Raw genomic sequence first — 18203 nt, forward strand, 5'->3', positions numbered from 1 at the left:
GTAGTATGTGATGAAATGGAGGTAATATACCTTCTTTTAAATTAAGAATTTTCAGTTAATTTAAGTTATAATTTTAAATTATCATCTACAATAACTTTTTCTCTAGAACTTTTTCTTTCAACCTCTTTACTTCTTTCTTCCCAAAATGTTAATCCTTCAATCCCCACATTTTTAGGATTAAATACTGGATCTTTCCCTTCTTTTTTCTGCGTTTCATAATCTTTTAACACTTTTAATGCGGTTTTACTTAAAAGTAAGATTGCGATTAAGTTTAACCATGCCATACTACCGATTCCTAAATCTCCAAGATTCCATAAAAGCGACGCTGATTCAACGCTACCGATGTAAACCATAATTAAAAATCCAAATTTTAAAACTGGTTTTAACCAGCCATACTTCAGTTGATGATCTAAATAAGTAAGTGTTGTTTCAGCGATATAGTAATAAGCGAGTAGCGTTGTAAATGCAAAAAAGAAAATCGCAATTGAAATAAATATTGGACCAAACCCTGTTATCACAGTTTCAACTGCTTGTTGTGTATAAATTGGACCAGCTTCCACATTTCCTATGTTTTGTACAATAGCGGTTTTCCCTTCAGGTATAACATTATACATACCTGTTATTAAAATCATAAGAGCTGTCGCTGTACATACGACAATTGTATCGATATATACGGAAAATGCTTGAACTAATCCTTGTTTTGCAGGATGCGATACTTCAGCAGCCGCCGAACTATACGTCGCTTCTCCGACACCAGCAACGTTTGAAAATACAGCGCGTTTTACGCCCCATGCAATAGCTATACCAACAATTCCACCAAACATTTCATTTACACCAAATGCACTAGAGAAAATTAAAGCAAACATACTTGGAATCTCCGTTACATTCGCAATTAATATGATACATGTAACAATTACATAACCAATTGCCATAAATGGAACAAGCATTTGAGAAACGCCGGCAATTCTCTTTACACCACCAAAAATAATTGTTGCTAGTAACACGACTAAAAATATACCAGTTATATATTTGCTAATACCATTAGAGTTTTCAAATCCAACTGCGATACTACTAGATTGAATACCTGGTAATAAAACGCCATATGAAAGTGTTACAACTACTGCTACAATGACTGCAAACCATTTCATTTTCAAACCTTTCTCAATGAAATATGGAGTACCGCCGCGATATTCATTCCCCATTTTACTTTTGTATACTTGAGATAATGTTGATTCTACAAACGCGCTCGCTGCCCCTAACAAAGCCATTACCCACATCCAAAATACAGCTCCAGGACCGCCGAAAGCAATTGCTGTCGCTACCCCTGCAATATTACCAATTCCAACTCTTCCCGATAAGGCTAAACAAAATGCCTGAAAAGATGATATTCCCGTCTCTGAACTCTTTCCTTCAAATAATAGTTTAATCATCTCTTTAAAATAACGGATTTGCAAAAAACGTGTTGCAATCGTGAAATATACGCCTGCCCCTAATGCAAAAACAACTAAACCGATACTCCACACTTGCCCTACTAACCATTCTACTAAATTCTCCATCAAAATCCCCCTTATCATTCTTTGGAAAAGCAATTTTGTATAAAAAAAAACGGACAACTATTATCAAACTTTCTAGTTGTCCGCATCTTTCAATATTTCATCCCTCAATTTTTATCAGTAAAACGCCCTATTACTTTATATTCACCCAAACACTTTTCACTTCTGTATAATTATCAAGCGCATATGAACCTAATTCGCGGCCAATACCAGATTGTTTGTATCCACCAAATGGTGCAGCTGCATTTTCTAAGTTATAATCATTAATCCATACTGTTCCTGCTTTTAATTTATTTGCCACTTGATGACCCGTTTTGATATTTTGCGTCCATACACCCGCAGCAAGGCCATAGGATGAGTTGTTCGCTCGTTCAATTACTTCTTCTGTCGAATCAAATGGCAGAACAACAACAACTGGTCCAAATATTTCTTCCTTAACGATTGTCATATCGTCTGTAACGTCTGTGAATACAGTTGGCTTAACGAAATAACCCTTTTCAAGTGCACGTTCACCACCAGCCGCAACTGTAGCGCCTTCTTTCTTCCCTTGCTCAATGTAATTTAACACACGCTCTTGTTGTTTCTTAGATACGAGTGGACCCATTTCCGTTTCTTTCTCCATACCTGCTCCAAGTTTTACGTTGTTCGCCATTTTCACAAGTGCATCTACTACAGTTTCATAATGTTTACGATGAACAAATACACGTGATCCTGCGCTACAATTTTGACCGTGATTATACATAATACCTTGGAATGCACCATTAATCGCTTCTTCCAAGTCCGCATCTTCTAAAATGATATTTGGTGATTTTCCGCCAAGCTCTAACGTTACATGCTTAATCATTTCTGCAGATTGACGCATAATATACTTTCCTGTAACAGTAGATCCTGTAAAAGCAACTTTATCAATGTCATGATGATTTACAATTGCAGCCCCTGCTTCAGGACCAAAGCCTGGTACAAAGTTTACAACGCCGTTTGGAAATCCAGCCTCTTTAAAGAGTTTCGCTGTATATAGTAAAGATAAAGGCGTTTGCTCTGCTGGCTTTAATACAATCGTACAACCTGTCGCCAGTGCAGCTCCCATTTTCCAAGAAGACATAACAAGCGGAAAATTCCACGGAATAATTTGTCCTACAACACCAACAGGTTCATGTCTCGTATAATTCAAGTAATCTTTTGAAATCGGGATTGTTTGCCCAATAATTTTTGTAGCCCATCCTGCGTAATAACGATAATTTTCTACAGTCGCTGAAATATCATCATCAAGTGCTACTTGATATGGCTTTCCATTATCTAAAGCTTCTAGTTGCGCTAATTCTTCTCTATGTTCTTCAATTAAATCTGCTAATTTATAAATAAGATGCGCTCTTTCAGCAGTAGTCATTTCTGCCCACGGGCCAGATTCAAATGCAGATCTTGCCGCTTTTACTGCAGCATCAATATCCTCTTCTTGCGCTTCACATACGACTGCTAGAACCTCTTCTGTTGCTGGATTGTACGTTTCAAACGTCTTTCCGCCAATAGCAGAAACAAACTCGCCATTAATAAACATTTTAATTTCTTCATTTAAAAACGCTTCCACTTTTGGTTTCAGCTCAATATTTGTCTTTAACATTATGTTCTCCTCCTTATTTAAACAGCTGCATGAGCTGCAATATTTGATAAAATCGTTTGAAGCTTTTGATCTTCTTCTACAGTTAACCCTAGTCTTGGATAGCGAGAAGGTCCTCCCGCTTGCCCATGTAATTCCATAGAACGTTTAACGATTTGAACATATTTCCCTGACCCTTCAAGAAACTCGCAAAGTGGTAAAATAGCATCGTTTATTTCCCACGCCTTTTCTAATTCACCATTTTGAAAATGCTCATACATTTTTGTAACGAGACCGGGAACAATATTTCCTGCTACTGAAACCCATCCCGAGGCACCAACTAAATATGATTCCATAACTAAATCTTCAGAACCACAGAAGACTTGGAAAGCCCCTTCACTTTGTCTTACTAAATCTCTCGCTTTTCGAATATCTCCGCTAGATTCTTTAATATGTGTAACATTTCCACACTCTTTTCCAATACGGAGCATTAGCTCTGTACTCATATCAACACCAGAAGTAAATGGATTATTGTATAACATAATTGGTATATTTACAGAGTTTGAGATTTCTTTAAAATGAAAATAAATCTCCTCTTCCTTCGGTTTACAATAGTAAGAGTTTATAATTAATGCACAATCTGCTCCGTGCGCTTCTGCATGTTTCGTATATTCAATTGTTTCCTTCGTCGTCTCTGCTGCAGTTCCAACAATAACTGGAATACGGCCATCAATTTCTTTCAACACAGTTGCTACCATTTTAAATCGTTCTTCTTTTGATAAACTTACAAATTCTCCTGTACTTCCATTAATGATGATACCTGCAACGTTTTGTTCGATAAAGTAATTTACATTTTGCTTTACCCCATCCCAATTAATTTCCTGAAATTCATCCATCGGTGTTATTAATACTGGAAATGCCCCTTTAATTTTTTGCATATTTATCTCTCCCTATCACATTTTATTTTAATAAGAAACCTGCCGGAAACAGATCCGTAGGGTCTAATAGAAACGTCTGCATCCCTGTAATAAACCCTCTACTTTCAAAACGGAAAATGTATCCTAGTTCCTCCTTCTTCACTTTCTCCACAGTTATAAAACTATTAAATATACTTTCATTTTTAAAAGGTTTATCCGCCATATAATCATTTTTAAATAACGCATGAACATAGGAAACAATAGTAGAAACAAAACCTGGCGAACGTACGATAAAGTTATCTTCATGAAATGTAATCGATTTTATATGGTTCTTTTCTTTTTGCGAAGGATCTACTAAAATAAGCCTTTTTATTAGCGACTGTTTTTGTATAGCCTGCAGTGTAGCTTCTCCCCATCTTTTCAATTCAGAAATGTTTTCCATGCGAATTTCTGGCGAATACGCACCTTTTTCTACAACTGCATATACTTTATCTGCTTGTATAAGAGAATAACTTACATTACCAACCTGTAAATTTTTCTCAATCATATAGCATAGTTTGCTTTCAAACGAAACCGATATAACTTCATCATTCTCTACATACGCATGAACTAAAAATATTCCACATAACGTTTCAATTTTGTATTGATTGGACTCTCTCTTTTTTAAATACCCACTTTCGAGTAACATCGTTATTACTGCAACAATGCCTCCATAATGAAGCGGAACCGAACCTTCATGATTAAAAAATAATACAGCTGCATCCACTTCATTATAGATAGATGAAACGACAATACACCCATTCAAACCGATAAAACCACGTGGTTCATTTAATAAAAGCTTCATCTCTTCTGCTAATTCACCTGAAAATTGTTCATTTAATTGCTCCAAACTGTAGTAGTATTTGCATGGTACATCTTTCATTACACGAAATGCCTCGCCATTTACATGTACGTCTACTGCTGTATACATTTTTTGAATGTTCATTTTATATCCTCCGTTTCATGTTCCATCGGCGGAATTAGCAAAAATCCTTCTTTAAGTGGATCCATTTCATTGTAAAAAAATCTATGCATACCCATAAGCCAAGCTGATCCCGTAATTTTCGTTATGACAGCTTCAATATTTTCAACATGTGTCGTATTCATGACATATCCTTTAAATAAAGAACCAACGATACTCTCATGAATGAACTCTTCAGCAATCTCGATTTCTTTCTGAGCGTATAATACAGCTAGCTTCGCAGATGTTCCTGTACCGCATGGAGATCGATCTATTCCGCCTGGTGGTACAACAACTGTATTTTTCACATGCGCACATTCATGAGTAGGATCTGTATAAAATTCAACATGTGTTAATCCTCTTATAAACGAATACTCTGGATGAGTGATTTCAAACTTCTCATTAATTGTGTTCCTTATATGAATCGCCTTATCGATGATTGTAGATGCATTTTCTGGTACTAATTCTAGACCTACTGATTTCGCATCAATAATGGCATAAAAATTCCCTCCATACGCAATATCAGCCTCTATAGTTCCAATGTCTTTCACTTGTACAGTAATATTTTTCAATAAAAAAGCTGGTATGTTACAGAAAGATACTTCTTTTGCTTTTCCATCTTGAACAGCAATATCTACTTCAACTAAGCCAGCCGGTGTATCTAGTTTTAAAGAAGTAATCGGTTCAACTACCGGAATTAAACCTGATTCAACTAACGCTGTACATACACCGATTGTATCGTGACCACACATCGGTAAATATCCACCTGTCTCTATGTATATAACACCTATATCAGCCTCAGGATGACACGGGTCTGTTAATAATGCTCCTGACATTACATCATGACCACGCGGTTCATTCATTAACAATTTTCGAATCGAATCATACTCCTTTTTCATATGTAACATCTTCTCTGCCATCGTCTCTCCAATCAACTTTGGAAGTCCACTAATTAATGTCCTCGTTGGATTCCCACCTGTGTGTGTATCAATCGTCGTAAAGACTCTTTGTGACCTCATCCGTTTAACACCCTTTCTGTAAAACGACTCAAACGAAGTGGTTCAATAGGAATAATTGTCTCTTTTTCATTTAATAACTCTTCAATTACTTTCCCAGTAACTGCTGCAAGACTAATCCCATCCCCTTCATGCCCAGCGGCAATGAAATAATTTGGAATATGTTCCACTCGTGAAATAATCGGTAAATGATCTTCTGTCCACGGACGTAAACCAGCGTAAGAACGAATTACCATCATATCTGCCATTTTCGGATAAAAGCGAATCGCTCTATTTGCAATACATTTAATGACTTCATTGTTTATTCTCGTATGAAACCCTACAAATTCACGGCTACTTCCAATTAAGAAATTTTGACTTTCAGTAGGCTCAAATACGAGCGCAACCCCGTATTTTTCAGTTAAAGCATCTACTTTTCGTTTTCCGCCAAATTTAGAAATTAAATAACCGAATTCCATTACTTTACGGCACCCTACGTGTTGTTGTCTTGATGCTACAATAATATGCCCTTTTCTCGGTTCAATTGGTATATTTACATTTAACATCTGACCAATCTTAGGAGCCCACACACCCGCTGCATTTACAACTTGTTGTGCTGTAAAAGTTCCATTCGTAGTTTCTACAACAAATGAACCATCCGTCTCTATTTCCATACTCTTTACTTCCGTCTGCTTAAAAGCTTTTGCGCCAAACTTTTGTGCCTCTGACAGAAGCGAGAAAGCAAGGAGATATGGATTCACAGTTGAATCCGTCGCACATTCTAAACCGCCTAATAAATCATCAGCAAAAAAAGGCGACTCTTCCCTTATATCTTGCCTATCAAGCATTCGAAACGGTAATCCAGCTTCTTTTTGCCGATTTACCCATTGCTGCGCAGCTTCCATCTCTTCGTCTGACTCACATACGAGAATACTTCCTGGTGCCCTATATTCAAATGAATGCTCTAATTCTTCACTTAAATCAGTTACTAATTTTTGACTTACTAAAGACATTTGACTATCAAATCCCGGGTCTTTATCAATGGCCAAAATATTCCCATCACACCGTGAAGACGTCCCGCTGACAAATTCCCCTTTTTCAATGATTGTTACGTCTCTTCCGTATTTTGAAGTGTAATAAGCGATAGAACACCCTATTATTCCACCACCTATAATTAAAACGTCGCAGTGCCTCACAATATACTCCTCCTTTCCTAGCCCTCTCACTTTCTTTTTATGCAATTGACGTGCCAATTCCGTACATATACAATTTTTATAAATAATATTTTTATTTGTAAAAATATTTTAAATTCATAGTAAATAGGTGTATTATTTTTTTATCACTGTCAAAATTTTTATACATAACAGGAGGACATTATGGAATTCTCATTTCCGACTATACAAGAATTTTTGGAAAGCGTTTTAATCAATCATACATGTAGCCTTGATCGCATTAAGAAAATAAACGAAAGGTTTTATTACCTCCCTTCTACTACAGAAGAATATAATTGCGCAATTATTTATGTAGATGACTCATTCACTGCATTAATTGACGCTTTTTCTTATGAATTAGCTGTTATCATCCTTAACGAAAACGATGAGCCGATATGCTGTATAACTTCTCAGCAAATGATTCCATTTCTTTATAAGTCCTACAATGAACTACAGTCATTTTATGACACTGTAATACAAACAACTGACTCTTCTGTTACAGTAATTGATAGTAAAGAATGCGTTCGAACTTGGACAGATGGTGCTGAAAAAATATTTTCAGTCAACCATAATGAGATTATTGGGCAACCGATTACTCGTTTTTTTGATTATAAAGACTTGGAAATTTTACAATCTTTACATGATGGAAAAAGCATAGTCGCTCAGTTCCATCAGCCTCGCCCCGATTTATTCGTATTAATTAATTCAAATCCAGTTTATTGTAATGATGAAATTATAGGAGCAGTCGTTTCAGAAACAGATGTTACAAATCAAGTCGCTTTAAATGAAAAACTATTTAATATGTCACATGAAATGCACCGTTTAGAACAAGAAGTGGCAAAGTATAAAGATGAATCCGATCCATTCCTTGCGATGAATGGAAAAAGTCCTGTTATACAAAGAACGATACAATTAGCTAGAAAAGTTTGTTCGGTGAAATCAACTGTTTTAATACTTGGGGAAAGCGGAGTTGGAAAAGAAGTATTTGCGAAAGCAATTCATGAAGCAAGTGAAGCAGCGAAGGCGCCTTTCATTTCGATTAACTGCGGGGCAATTCCAGAAGCATTATTTGAAAGTGAATTATTCGGTTACGAGCGTGGGGCGTTTTCTGGAGCAAATAGTAAAGGAAAAAAAGGTAAAATTGAACTCGCGCAAGGCGGTACTTTATTTCTTGATGAAATAGGTGAAATGCCACTTGATATGCAAGTAAAACTGTTACGTGTACTGCAAGAGCGAAAGTATTACCGAGTTGGTGGTGAAAAAGAAATTAATATTGATTTCCGTATTATCGCTGCTACAAATCGTGATTTACAAGAAGAAATGAGAAAAGGAACTTTCCGAGAAGATTTATATTACCGCTTAAATGTAGTTAGCTTGCAGATTCCACCGCTGCGCGAAAGACGCGAGGATATTATTGAATTAACCTATTCTTTCTTAAACGATTTTTCAATCAACTATAACAGACCAATTCGTGACTTACCTTCAAGCATTATGCATGAACTGCTTCATTACAATTGGCCAGGTAATATTCGCGAACTTCGAAACGTTGTTGAACGGCTTGTGGTATTCGCAACAGACGGAATTATAAAACAAGAATATTTACCATTTCATACGACTGAAACTTTAGACAACCATACAGCCCATTCCCTATTACTCAGCAACAATAATACAATCCTTTCTTTACAAGAAGAGATGGATGAGCATGAAAAAAAAGTTATTGAAAGGGCTTTACGAATTTTAAATGGGAATAAATTAGAATGCGCAAAACAACTTGGCGTAACAAGGGCTACTTTATATAACCGTTTAAAGAAACTTGGACTTCAATAAAGAAGCAGTATGCACCGATCAGGCATTTACAGATAGCCCTCTCCTCCTCTATATTGGCATGATTTTTGCATATATAATTTGTGAAAACCGAACTAGAGGAGGAATACACATGACAAATAAAAACAACTTAATCGTTTGTCGTTGTGAAGAGGTTACATATGGGCAACTTCAATCGACAATTGCTGAATATAACTGCTCGGCAAGAGAATTAAAACTAAGAACACGTGCTGGCATGGGATTTTGCGGTGGTCGCACATGCAGAATAATGATAGATCGAATGATTGAAAATGCGAAGCCTGACGTAACTCTTAATGAACTACCGTTAAAATATCAACCACCAATACGTGCAATTACTTTTGGATCAGTAGGTGAAAGTAAATGAGTAGAATTACACATCACCCTATTTTAGGTACTTTACAAAGTAGTAAGCGTATTAACTTTCAATTTAACGGTCATCAATACGAAGCATATGAACATGAAACGATAGCTGCTGCCCTGTTAGCAAATGGAATTAGGACATTAAGAGTTCATGAAGATAGCGGAACACCGCGAGGTATTTATTGTAATATCGGGCACTGTTCCGAATGCCGCATGACAGTAAATAATCAAACAAATGTACGCGCATGCTTAACTGTTGTAGAAGAAAACATGGTTGTTGAAAGCGGGAAACAGCATCCGAATATCGTGAGAGAGATGGTGAAAAAACGATGAGTGATGTAATTATTATTGGTGCAGGGCCAGCGGGATTATCTGCTTCTATTTCTTGTGCTCGTTTCGGACTAAAAGTGCTCGTTATTGATGAATTTATGAAGCCGGGCGGGAGATTGTTAGGACAGTTGCATCAAGAGCCTACTGGAGAATGGTGGAACGGAATAAAAGAATCGAAGCGACTTCATGAAGAAGCAGAATCACTTTCAGTACATATCAGGTGCGGTGTTTCGGTCTATAATTTAGATAGAGATGAAAACAATTGGTTTGTACATACTAATATCGGTACGTTAGAAGCACCTTTCGTACTACTTGCTACTGGAGCTGCGGAATATTCTATTCCCCTTCCTGGCTGGACACTTCCAGGAGTGATGTCAATTGGAGCAGCTCAAGTTATGACAAATGTTCATCGCGTGCAAGTTGGAAAAAAAGGAATTATTATTGGTGCTAACATTTTGTCTTTCGCCATTTTAAGTGAATTGCAATTAGCGGGAATTACAGTAGATCATATTGTACTCCCTGAAAAAAGCGAGTTAAGTCAAAAAGCTGGTGAACCTGAAGAAGTTTTAAACTCTCTTTTAAATGCAGCACATCTCGCTCCTTCTGCTATTTTACGAATAGGTAGCCACTTTATGAAATATGATTGGATTCGAAAAGCTGGATTAACATTCTATCCAAACAGCGGAATGAAAATAAACGGAACGCCACTTCACCTTCGGAAAGCAGCTCTTGAAATTATCGGAACAGATCAAGTTGAAGGTGTACGCATTGCTAATATTGACTCTAAAGGAAATGTTATTAATGGATCAGAGAAAATATATGAAGCAGATTTTGTTTGTATTGCTGGGGGATTATACCCACTTGCCGAACTTGCAGCTGTAGCTGGTTGTCCCTTCCATTACATTTCAGAATTAGGTGGACACGTTCCTCTCCATTCCGAAACAATGGAAACCCCTCTTCCTGGTTTATTTGTAGCTGGCAATATTACAGGCATTGAAAGCGGAAAAATTGCGATGGCGCAAGGAACTGTTGCAGGTCTATCTATTGCTAAATATGCAGGTGAACAACATGATATAGTCGACCAACAATTATATCACGCCATTCAAAACGTTCACTCTGTTCGTCAGAAAGCTGCAATTCAGTTTAATCCGATGGTAGATATCGGTAGACGAAAGATGAATGATTTATGGCATAAATTCCAAACAAATGATAAAGATTTCTATAAACAACAAGAAATTATTTAATAAGACTTATTTGTCAAAAAGCTCCCCTTATCAAAAACATAAGGAGAGCTTTTCAAATTATTTCACTTCGATTGTCCAATCACCATCAGCTTGAATAGTGAATATATGTATACCATTTTCTTTTACAGGTACTTTTTTCGTAGTATCGGCAGCACCAATTTCATTAAATATCATGCTATCGTTTAAATCCACTACAAAATTACTTTCACCATTCTTATGTACACCATGCAATTCTTTCAAACCTTTTTCAAGTTTCACAAAAACAACATCAGATCCGTGACCACTAATTGTTCCTGGAGCTGTTACTACTTTATCTATTGGAATAGACTGAGACATATTCACTTTCCAGTGACCATCTGCCATTGGATTAATAAAATATTTTCCACTCTTGTTTAATAAAACTACACGTTTTTCTTTTCCATTACCAATAAAATTCGAAAGTGAACCAGAGTCATTACCTTGTTCATCTTTTAACTCTAGAATTGCATTACTTTCTCCTGTATGTTCTACTTCCGCAATAACAAATCCGGATTTTAACTCAAAAAAATCAGAAGAATTCGCACCATCACCTTCTAACGAAACACTATGATCTTGTGATAATCTCTCCACTGCACTTTTTTCTTTTATCTCTTTAGCTTTCGGGCTAGTTGTTGCTGTTTGCTGTTCAGTATTCTTATCTTTTTTTTCATTCGCTTGTACATCTTTTGTTTGCTCCGTTGAATTACAAGCAGTTAAAGATAAACATACCGCAGCAATTGTTGCTAATAATTTCTTTTTCATAATATCCTCCTATTAACATAAAACATTCTTAATAAGAATAACATATTTTTACCAATTCATCAGTTTATTAAAAATTGAATTTTATCCTAAAATAGGAAACATACTAAAAATAGAAATTAAAATAAAAAACTGCTAGAGCATAAAGCCCTAACAGTCTTATTGTTCATCACTATTAAATTTCGCTAATGCGTAAATACCTTCTTCATCATCTAATTCAAGTTGTAATCTCGCTGCGAATGAATTGACATTATATTCTCTGTCAAGCAATAAGCGTAATGCTTCGATTAAGTTTGCTTGAATTAAAATTTGCTGGCGACCATTTACCTCTACTTCCGCAGAGAAACCGTAGTTATCGTCATACATGAGTTCAACTAACACTTCTTCTGGACCCACTTGTCTTTTTTCAGCTATATATACGCAAAGCGCATTTATTAATTCTTGTTCAGAAATTTTTATTGTTTCCATGCTACTTCATCTGCCTTCTTTTTACGTTGGTCTTTGAAGTATTTAAATGCACGAACTGCTAACATTACGATACCAGCCATTACTAACATATTTACCATAAATGCTAATACAGAACCAAGAGCTCCCATATTTGCAAATAAGCTACCCATTAGTAAACCACCAAGACCACCTAGTAATAAACCTTTCATAAAGCTTCCTTTATTACTTTTTGGTGCTGTGTTTGTTGCTTTCGTTTTTGAATCTGGAGTCGTTTTTTGAGAATTTACATTTGAGTCTTTTTTGTTTAAATCAACTTTTGACTTTTGACCTGAACTTGGTGTAAATGATTTTTTACCAGATTTGTAACTTTTCGCTGCTGCATGATCTACGAACATAAAGCTGCTAGCCCCAAAGATAACCATGAATGCTGTCATTACTGCTACAAGTTTTTTCAACATATTATATCCATTCTCCTTTTATATAGATATATGTGAAATCTATCTTTCTAGTAAATTCAGAATGATAGATTTGTTTTTAAGAACATTTTAAAGGTTCTTATGAACTTATTATATGAACTTTTGTCGAAATATGCAAGTATTATTTACTTTCAACAGTTTGGTGACAAAGGAAAAATTAAGCAAAACAGAATTGACTTTAAATGAAACAAAACATATTATAAGTTCATAAGAACTTTTTATTATTTTGGAGGTGAAAAGATGGAAACATTTCATCTCACACGAAACGAAATGGCTACCCTTCTTCTATCACTAAGAGGATGGAATACGAAAAAGCCTCTCGGTATTTTACAAGAAGCTTGGGCAAAGTCACATAAAAAAGATATTGAAAGCGGACAAAGCGTTACAGCTTTTATTACTACCGCACTTTCACCTATTTTTGAAAAACTGATTAAAATTGACGATACTGATGTCGGTTTTTCTTTAAATGAAATAGTTGCGCTTGGCAATCAGATTGAAAACACAAGTTTCTCTGTAACTGCTATGCAAAACTGGGTGAAACGAGATATAAAAGAAATGATTGGCTCTCCTCAAAAAGGGAAAAAATATTCGATTGAACAAGCAGCCTTACTGTTCATTGTCGAAGATTTAAAAACAGCACTTGATTTTGAATCAATTCGTAAGCTATTACGCCTTATCGTTAATGACCCAGCCGATCGAAGTGATGATTTAATCAATCCTGTTCATTTATATGTAGCATACTCTTCTCTATTTGAAGAACTCAATCAAGGGAATTGCTTACAACTAAATGCAACAGATACAGTTCATACAATTGAAAACATCGTAAAAGAAAAAGCTGATAAAATCGCAAGTAAGTTCGATCAAATTAATAACGAACAACGCGAAGCAATTCGTAACGCTATTATTATTGCGACCCTTTCTGTACATACCGCTTATGTACAAATGTTAGCAAAGCGTTACGTAACAGCAACTTTATTTTTACAGAACTTAGATGTGAAGCCTTAAAAAATAGGAGCAGAAATGCTTCTATTTTTTTATAACGGAAACAAGCAACCATCTGTTCCAAATATACAACAAATGCTTGCTTGATTTATTTAAATTTAAGTTTCATTTCATATAAAGCCGTAGTATTACGCATATCTACAAGTAGTCTCATTTAAGGTTCCATATATCCCTCTAACCCTCATTACATTCAGAATTAACTGTTTTTTTAACGTACTATTTTCTCATTCTTAATTCTATGCATATCATACACTTTCACTTCATTCTCTATATATGATTTTACTTTTTTAAATTCAGCTTTCTCATAACAACGAATTGCCCTTTTGTTGTCTTCCCTTACCTGTAATACAACTGCTTGTATATCGGAATCTAAAAACGATTTACTTATGAAATACTTTGTAATTTCTGTTCCAAGTCCTTTTGAATATAAATTCGAAACGCCAATAAGAATAGAGTATTCCATCACATAGGTATCATCATATTTCGTCTTTTTTAATCCGACTCTTCCTATTACTTCATCTCTCACTATTATTACATGATAACTTGCATAAGACCGCGCTAATTTTTTAGTCCAATACTCCCGAAGTTCTTCTATTGTATATCGCTTAAATGGTTTCACATCTGCTATGTTATGTAATTCTTCGTCGTTATACCATTCTAATATAATTTGTAAATCATCCAATTCTAGAAGACGTTCTTTCCAGTTCACATTTCCACCCCATCTATTTTATGTTTTCAAACCAATTTAAAAAGAATATGCATATTCTTTTTTAGGTAATCTCACTATCTGTTGAATAAAAGGGGATTTTTCTATAATATCCTCTAACTGCCCCTGACTATAGACGTAAATACCACCTACATATGAACTGTACGCCTTTTTCTCAGTTATTACTGCTAAAGTGCTATTTTCCTTTTTAAAATCACCCTCTAGTCCTTTTTCAAAAGATAAACTTTTGGCTTCTGAAAAATAAAGCTGAATTAACGTCGCTAATTGTACGTCCTTTGATTTTGCAAAGTACTTTATTTCATTTAAAATGATTTCATCTTGTAACGGAAGAAAGTCCTCTACTTCTAACTTCTCTCCTTTATGAAAGAAGTTTTGAAGTTCAGGAGTATAGAACGAAAGATTTTTCTCCTCTATCATTTTAAAAATTGTTTGCAGCAATATGTCTTTTCCTATCACAAACGGGTGGCCAAATCCATTATTGTAAAGCCCTTCTTTCATTTTCATTAATTGTTCAATGAAGGGGATTCCCGATTCTTCAATAACAAGTTTACCGTCAATTAAACGCATGTTAGCAATCAATTCTTCTATCTGTAAACCTTCTAATTCAAGCGATGAGTAATATATATCTCTATTCCAAAAATCTAATTGATCCATTCCTAATGAATTAAATAAGAGCTCATCTATAATTGGAAAAACTCCATCTTCTGTTAAAGCTTTCGTTACATCATCTAATAATCTAGGTGTTTGATTTAAAATCGTACGTATTTCTTCGTCCTCTTGAATGATTCGTACCGTCCACTCACCATGATCTTCACCCGATATTTGCTGAAAACAATGTGAATATGGCCCATGTCCAACATCGTGTAGAAGGGCTACAGTAGATACTAGCTTTCGTTCATATTTCGATAAATGTATGTCACCAATCTCAGTAAGATGTTCTATCACTTTATTTACTAGCACATATACACCTATCGAATGTTCTTCTCTTGTATGTATTGCGTTCTCATGTAAAAAATAAGTATGTCCTTGTTGTTTAATATGCGTCAACCTTTGAAATGCTTTTGTATCTATCAATCGAAGGATATCTCTATCACGAATAGAGATTGGTCCATAAATCGGATCTGTAATATACATACGTTCTCCTCCTATTTTTGTAAATGAAAGACCTATACCATTATACTTAATTTTCAGTCTATTATCATTGATATATGAGAAATTTTTAATAATCTTTTCATTAACCCTTCATAAAAACGCGGCTTATATCCTTTACTATAATACTTATGAGAGACATAAAAGAATTGAAATAGCAATCCCCTATGTAAATAAGGTATAATCTACATATAGTGAACCTTTTACGTAATTAAATAAAAGGTTCTTATACTCAAAAATTCATAAACTAGAAGGTGCAACAATGTTAAGTAGTTTTATTCATTCAGTATTAACGTTTTTTGAAGGATTAGGTTATTGGGGCATTATGCTTGGACTTATGATTGAGATTATCCCAAGTGAAATTGTCCTTGCTTATGCAGGATACTTAGTATTCAATGGAAGTATCTCATTTGTAGGCGCAGTTGTATTCGGTACAATTGGCGGTGTTATTGCCCAAATCTTTATTTATTGGCTTGGACGATACGGCGGACGCCCTATATTAGAACGTTATGGAAAATATATTTTCATACATAAAAAACAAATAGATGCTGCAGAAGATTGGTTTAATCGTTACGGAACTGGCGTCATTTTTACAGCACGCTTCATTCCAGTAGTGCGTCATGCGATTTCAATTCCTGCTGGTATTACAAAAATGCCTTTACTACGTTTCACTACATTAACAGCACTTGCGATTATCCCTTGGTCTATTATTTTCATTTATTTAGGTGAAAAACTAGGTGAAAATTGGGAAAATATTAACGATATTGCTAGTCCTTATGTGAAATCATTCGCAATTGGTGGCGTCGTACTTATACTTTTATACTTCGTTATAAAAAAATGGACAAAAAAGCGTAAAAATCTTGCTTAAGTATATAACAAAAACCGCTATAAATTCATTCGGAGTTATAGCGGTTTTTTATTTATATATGAATTAATCTTCAAGAATTATATAACACCTTTCCATCTACATTTACATGGATAAGCAACCGTTTGATCATTTCTTTCGTATATTATCTCAAAAAGGAGTGATTCCCCTATGCATTGGCAGCAAAAAATACCATACTTAATCAGACGCCCTATCGGTATTTCCTTCATAAATGGGCAAGGAACTTCTGGTGTATTATGTTCAGCTCATGATGGTCAATTATATGTGTATGAATACCTTTATCAATCCCAGTTCGCAATGAAACATTATGATTATAGACAGATTCAAGATATACATGCATTCCCAAATTGTCCTCACCAAAATCCTCTATACTAAAAAAATCGGAACGGCTCATAGCCATTCCGATTTCTATACTTTATTTCTCAGAATTAAATTTATGCACTGCTTCATCAAAATAAATCCAACCTTTCCAGCCCAAATGAATCGTATCTTTTAAGAAATACTTATCATATTCATGACCAGAGAAATCAACTACTGGATATCCTGCTTTCTCAACCTGTTCTCGAACTTTTTTATAATACACTTCACGGCGTTCTTTCGGGAATCCAGTATAATCATACCAAGGCCCATTTACAGGTACAGAAATAAAGAGTGGTTTGACATTTTTCTCTTTAAATAAATCTAAAATAATTTGTAAATCATCATATTCTGGTGATTCATCATATGTTTCATTTGCTCTAAAGTTTTTTAAACCTTTTAGTTTTTTCTTCAGATTATTCTTATGATAATACGGATTTTCAATTCCGAATGTATTTGTAGTAGACTCAGCTTTCCCTTCTTGTTCCGCGTGTTTACGTGCATCTTCCCAAGAAATTGAACGAAGTCCGATATTTGTTTTCTCTTTCATCGGTTCGATTTTAAATAAAGAGTTAAATAAATCTCTATGATCTAAAATATTTCGATGCATATAAGCAAGTGGTTTAGCTAAACCTGCTTTTATGTTATGTTTTGTATCATTATATACAATACCTTCTAATGAATTTTTTAATATATCATCTTCTTGAACAACTTTATAATCTAATAGCCGTTTCGCGATTTGCTTCTTCATTTCTGGATTTATCTCATCATTAAAAATAAAATGATATGCTTGTTGTTTGGAGAAATTATTAGTGAAATCCCCTTGTGAGACACCAGTCTTTGTAAACCATTGTGGTGAAAGAACAAAGACTACTTTTTTACCTTCTAATTCATCCATAGTAGATGTCATATTTAAAATATGAGCTAAGCTTTGTGTACCGCCAGTTCCAATTAAAAACGGTGTAAAACCAGCTGGATTTACTTTGAAATAATTAGACGGATGATATGCATCCATTCGTAAAAATTCTGATGAACCGTACATCGGTAAATACTGTGAATTCTCTAACATTTTTTGCTGTAAGAAAACACTTTGTAATTTCTCTTTTTGTAAAGAAGTTGCCGCATCTTCTACCTTCTTATCACTAATAAGCGATACTAAACTTTTCGATGGGATTAGAATGATAATGAAAAAAAGCACACACGCTAAAATTATAGGACCAAAAGCATGCTTCATTTTCATCTTCTGTCCCTCTTTCTATCGTTATTAAATTGTAACCCTTGTTTTTGACACGTCATCTTTTCTCTCCTTTGCCTCTATACATGTTCCATTCTA

Annotated in this window: 19 protein-coding genes; 7 read left to right on the forward strand and 12 right to left on the reverse strand. The window is 35.0% G+C overall.

The genetic code is table 11. The features are described 5' to 3' along the window. Window positions 1–65 precede the first annotated feature (65 nt). The 6 genes from NST27_RS13605 to NST27_RS13630 form a co-directional block, all read right to left on the reverse strand. A complete protein-coding gene (locus NST27_RS13605; protein ID WP_047386335.1) occupies window positions 66–1556 on the reverse strand; it encodes an alanine/glycine:cation symporter family protein in 1491 nt (496 codons plus the stop codon). 130 nt (window positions 1557–1686) lie between these two features. Next, a complete protein-coding gene (locus tag NST27_RS13610; protein ID WP_000920985.1) occupies window positions 1687–3171 on the reverse strand; it encodes an aldehyde dehydrogenase family protein in 1485 nt (494 codons plus the stop codon). A gap of 17 nt (window positions 3172–3188) precedes the next feature. Then, complete coding sequence (dapA, locus tag NST27_RS13615; RefSeq protein WP_001169460.1) at window positions 3189–4085, reverse strand: 4-hydroxy-tetrahydrodipicolinate synthase; 897 nt, start codon at window positions 4083–4085, stop codon at window positions 3189–3191. Between the two features lie 22 nt (window positions 4086–4107). Then, on the reverse strand, window positions 4108–5049 hold the full coding sequence (locus NST27_RS13620) for a proline racemase family protein (RefSeq protein ID WP_001025574.1): 942 nt from the start codon (window positions 5047–5049) through the stop codon (window positions 4108–4110). After that, complete coding sequence (locus NST27_RS13625; RefSeq protein ID WP_047386338.1) at window positions 5046–6083, reverse strand: proline racemase family protein; 1038 nt, start codon at window positions 6081–6083, stop codon at window positions 5046–5048. Before NST27_RS13625 ends, NST27_RS13620 begins: the two co-directional genes overlap by 4 nt. Beyond that, window positions 6080–7255: an NAD(P)/FAD-dependent oxidoreductase gene (locus tag NST27_RS13630; protein ID WP_001215260.1), complete on the reverse strand. Its 1176-nt coding sequence runs from the start codon at window positions 7253–7255 to the stop codon at window positions 6080–6082. Before NST27_RS13630 ends, NST27_RS13625 begins: the two co-directional genes overlap by 4 nt. A gap of 180 nt (window positions 7256–7435) precedes the next feature. Between NST27_RS13630 and NST27_RS13635 the strand changes: the two genes are divergently transcribed. The 4 genes from NST27_RS13635 (at window position 7436) to NST27_RS13650 (ending at window position 11049) form a co-directional block, all read left to right on the forward strand. Further along, window positions 7436–9097 carry a sigma-54 interaction domain-containing protein gene (locus tag NST27_RS13635; RefSeq protein ID WP_000395824.1) on the forward strand — a complete coding sequence of 554 codons (1662 nt, stop codon included), beginning with the start codon at window positions 7436–7438 and terminating at the stop codon, window positions 9095–9097. Between the two features lie 109 nt (window positions 9098–9206). Then, entirely contained in the window at window positions 9207–9479 is a 273-nt protein-coding gene (locus NST27_RS13640; protein ID WP_000182616.1) for a (2Fe-2S)-binding protein, read from the forward strand. Further along, window positions 9476–9808 carry a (2Fe-2S)-binding protein gene (locus NST27_RS13645; RefSeq protein WP_000087072.1) on the forward strand — a complete coding sequence of 111 codons (333 nt, stop codon included), beginning with the start codon at window positions 9476–9478 and terminating at the stop codon, window positions 9806–9808. Before NST27_RS13640 ends, NST27_RS13645 begins: the two co-directional genes overlap by 4 nt. Beyond that, window positions 9805–11049 carry an NAD(P)/FAD-dependent oxidoreductase gene (locus tag NST27_RS13650; RefSeq protein ID WP_001286103.1) on the forward strand — a complete coding sequence of 415 codons (1245 nt, stop codon included), beginning with the start codon at window positions 9805–9807 and terminating at the stop codon, window positions 11047–11049. The genes NST27_RS13645 and NST27_RS13650 overlap by 4 nt, the downstream gene beginning before the upstream one ends. Window positions 11050–11106: 57 nt before the next feature. Here NST27_RS13650 and NST27_RS13655 read toward each other — a convergent pair whose 3' ends face one another. The 3 genes from NST27_RS13655 to NST27_RS13665 form a co-directional block, all read right to left on the reverse strand. Further along, window positions 11107–11829 (reverse strand): hypothetical protein, encoded by a 723-nt coding sequence (locus tag NST27_RS13655; RefSeq protein ID WP_000727976.1) that lies wholly within the window; start codon window positions 11827–11829, stop codon window positions 11107–11109. A gap of 156 nt (window positions 11830–11985) precedes the next feature. Next, window positions 11986–12294, reverse strand: coding sequence for a YxcD family protein (locus NST27_RS13660; RefSeq protein WP_000447766.1), 309 nt, complete (start codon window positions 12292–12294; stop codon window positions 11986–11988). Then, window positions 12282–12731 (reverse strand): hypothetical protein, encoded by a 450-nt coding sequence (locus tag NST27_RS13665; protein ID WP_000914478.1) that lies wholly within the window; start codon window positions 12729–12731, stop codon window positions 12282–12284. The genes NST27_RS13660 and NST27_RS13665 overlap by 13 nt, the downstream gene beginning before the upstream one ends. A 258-nt stretch (window positions 12732–12989) precedes the next feature. Here NST27_RS13665 and NST27_RS13670 point away from each other — a divergent pair, with 258 nt between their 5' ends. Continuing rightward, complete coding sequence (locus NST27_RS13670; RefSeq protein ID WP_000447231.1) at window positions 12990–13754, forward strand: DUF1836 domain-containing protein; 765 nt, start codon at window positions 12990–12992, stop codon at window positions 13752–13754. 205 nt (window positions 13755–13959) lie between these two features. Here NST27_RS13670 and NST27_RS13675 read toward each other — a convergent pair whose 3' ends face one another. Then, window positions 13960–14460: a GNAT family N-acetyltransferase gene (locus NST27_RS13675; protein ID WP_001104066.1), complete on the reverse strand. Its 501-nt coding sequence runs from the start codon at window positions 14458–14460 to the stop codon at window positions 13960–13962. A gap of 36 nt (window positions 14461–14496) precedes the next feature. After that, window positions 14497–15612: an HD domain-containing protein gene (locus NST27_RS13680; protein WP_000275998.1), complete on the reverse strand. Its 1116-nt coding sequence runs from the start codon at window positions 15610–15612 to the stop codon at window positions 14497–14499. A gap of 277 nt (window positions 15613–15889) precedes the next feature. On the opposite strand from NST27_RS13680, the gene NST27_RS13685 reads away from it, so the two are divergent. Beyond that, window positions 15890–16495, forward strand: a complete 606-nt coding sequence (locus NST27_RS13685) for a DedA family protein (RefSeq protein WP_000952916.1) — start codon at window positions 15890–15892, stop codon at window positions 16493–16495. A gap of 168 nt (window positions 16496–16663) precedes the next feature. After that, window positions 16664–16888, forward strand: a complete 225-nt coding sequence (locus NST27_RS13690; RefSeq protein ID WP_000558699.1) for a hypothetical protein — start codon at window positions 16664–16666, stop codon at window positions 16886–16888. A gap of 40 nt (window positions 16889–16928) precedes the next feature. Here the strand turns inward: NST27_RS13690 and dltD are convergent, their stop codons facing one another. Next, a complete protein-coding gene (dltD, locus tag NST27_RS13695) occupies window positions 16929–18110 on the reverse strand; it encodes a D-alanyl-lipoteichoic acid biosynthesis protein DltD (RefSeq protein WP_000782299.1) in 1182 nt (393 codons plus the stop codon). Window positions 18111–18203: the final 93 nt, after the last annotated feature.

Origin of the sequence: Bacillus sp. FSL W8-0770, from assembly GCF_038008705.1 — a bacterium.
Taxonomy (GTDB): domain Bacteria; phylum Bacillota; class Bacilli; order Bacillales; family Bacillaceae_G; genus Bacillus_A; species Bacillus_A cereus.

Bases quoted from the DNA above. Each gene is read 5' to 3' on its own strand.
- NST27_RS13620 (WP_001025574.1), bottom strand. From the start codon at position 5,049: ATGAACATTCAAAAAATGTATACAGCAGTAGACGTACATGTAAATGGC.
- NST27_RS13640 (WP_000182616.1), top strand. From the start codon at position 9,207: ATGACAAATAAAAACAACTTAATCGTTTGTCGTTGTGAAGAGGTTACA.
- NST27_RS13610 (WP_000920985.1), bottom strand. From the start codon at position 3,171: ATGTTAAAGACAAATATTGAGCTGAAACCAAAAGTGGAAGCGTTTTTA.
- NST27_RS13665 (WP_000914478.1), bottom strand. From the start codon at position 12,731: ATGTTGAAAAAACTTGTAGCAGTAATGACAGCATTCATGGTTATCTTT.
- NST27_RS13690 (WP_000558699.1), top strand. From the start codon at position 16,664: ATGCATTGGCAGCAAAAAATACCATACTTAATCAGACGCCCTATCGGT.
- NST27_RS13635 (WP_000395824.1), top strand. From the start codon at position 7,436: ATGGAATTCTCATTTCCGACTATACAAGAATTTTTGGAAAGCGTTTTA.
- NST27_RS13645 (WP_000087072.1), top strand. From the start codon at position 9,476: ATGAGTAGAATTACACATCACCCTATTTTAGGTACTTTACAAAGTAGT.
- NST27_RS13685 (WP_000952916.1), top strand. From the start codon at position 15,890: ATGTTAAGTAGTTTTATTCATTCAGTATTAACGTTTTTTGAAGGATTA.
- NST27_RS13650 (WP_001286103.1), top strand. From the start codon at position 9,805: ATGAGTGATGTAATTATTATTGGTGCAGGGCCAGCGGGATTATCTGCT.
- dapA (WP_001169460.1), bottom strand. From the start codon at position 4,085: ATGCAAAAAATTAAAGGGGCATTTCCAGTATTAATAACACCGATGGAT.
- NST27_RS13625 (WP_047386338.1), bottom strand. From the start codon at position 6,083: ATGAGGTCACAAAGAGTCTTTACGACGATTGATACACACACAGGTGGG.
- NST27_RS13660 (WP_000447766.1), bottom strand. From the start codon at position 12,294: ATGGAAACAATAAAAATTTCTGAACAAGAATTAATAAATGCGCTTTGC.
- NST27_RS13655 (WP_000727976.1), bottom strand. From the start codon at position 11,829: ATGAAAAAGAAATTATTAGCAACAATTGCTGCGGTATGTTTATCTTTA.
- dltD (WP_000782299.1), bottom strand. From the start codon at position 18,110: ATGAAAATGAAGCATGCTTTTGGTCCTATAATTTTAGCGTGTGTGCTT.
- NST27_RS13680 (WP_000275998.1), bottom strand. From the start codon at position 15,612: ATGTATATTACAGATCCGATTTATGGACCAATCTCTATTCGTGATAGA.
- NST27_RS13670 (WP_000447231.1), top strand. From the start codon at position 12,990: ATGGAAACATTTCATCTCACACGAAACGAAATGGCTACCCTTCTTCTA.
- NST27_RS13605 (WP_047386335.1), bottom strand. From the start codon at position 1,556: ATGGAGAATTTAGTAGAATGGTTAGTAGGGCAAGTGTGGAGTATCGGT.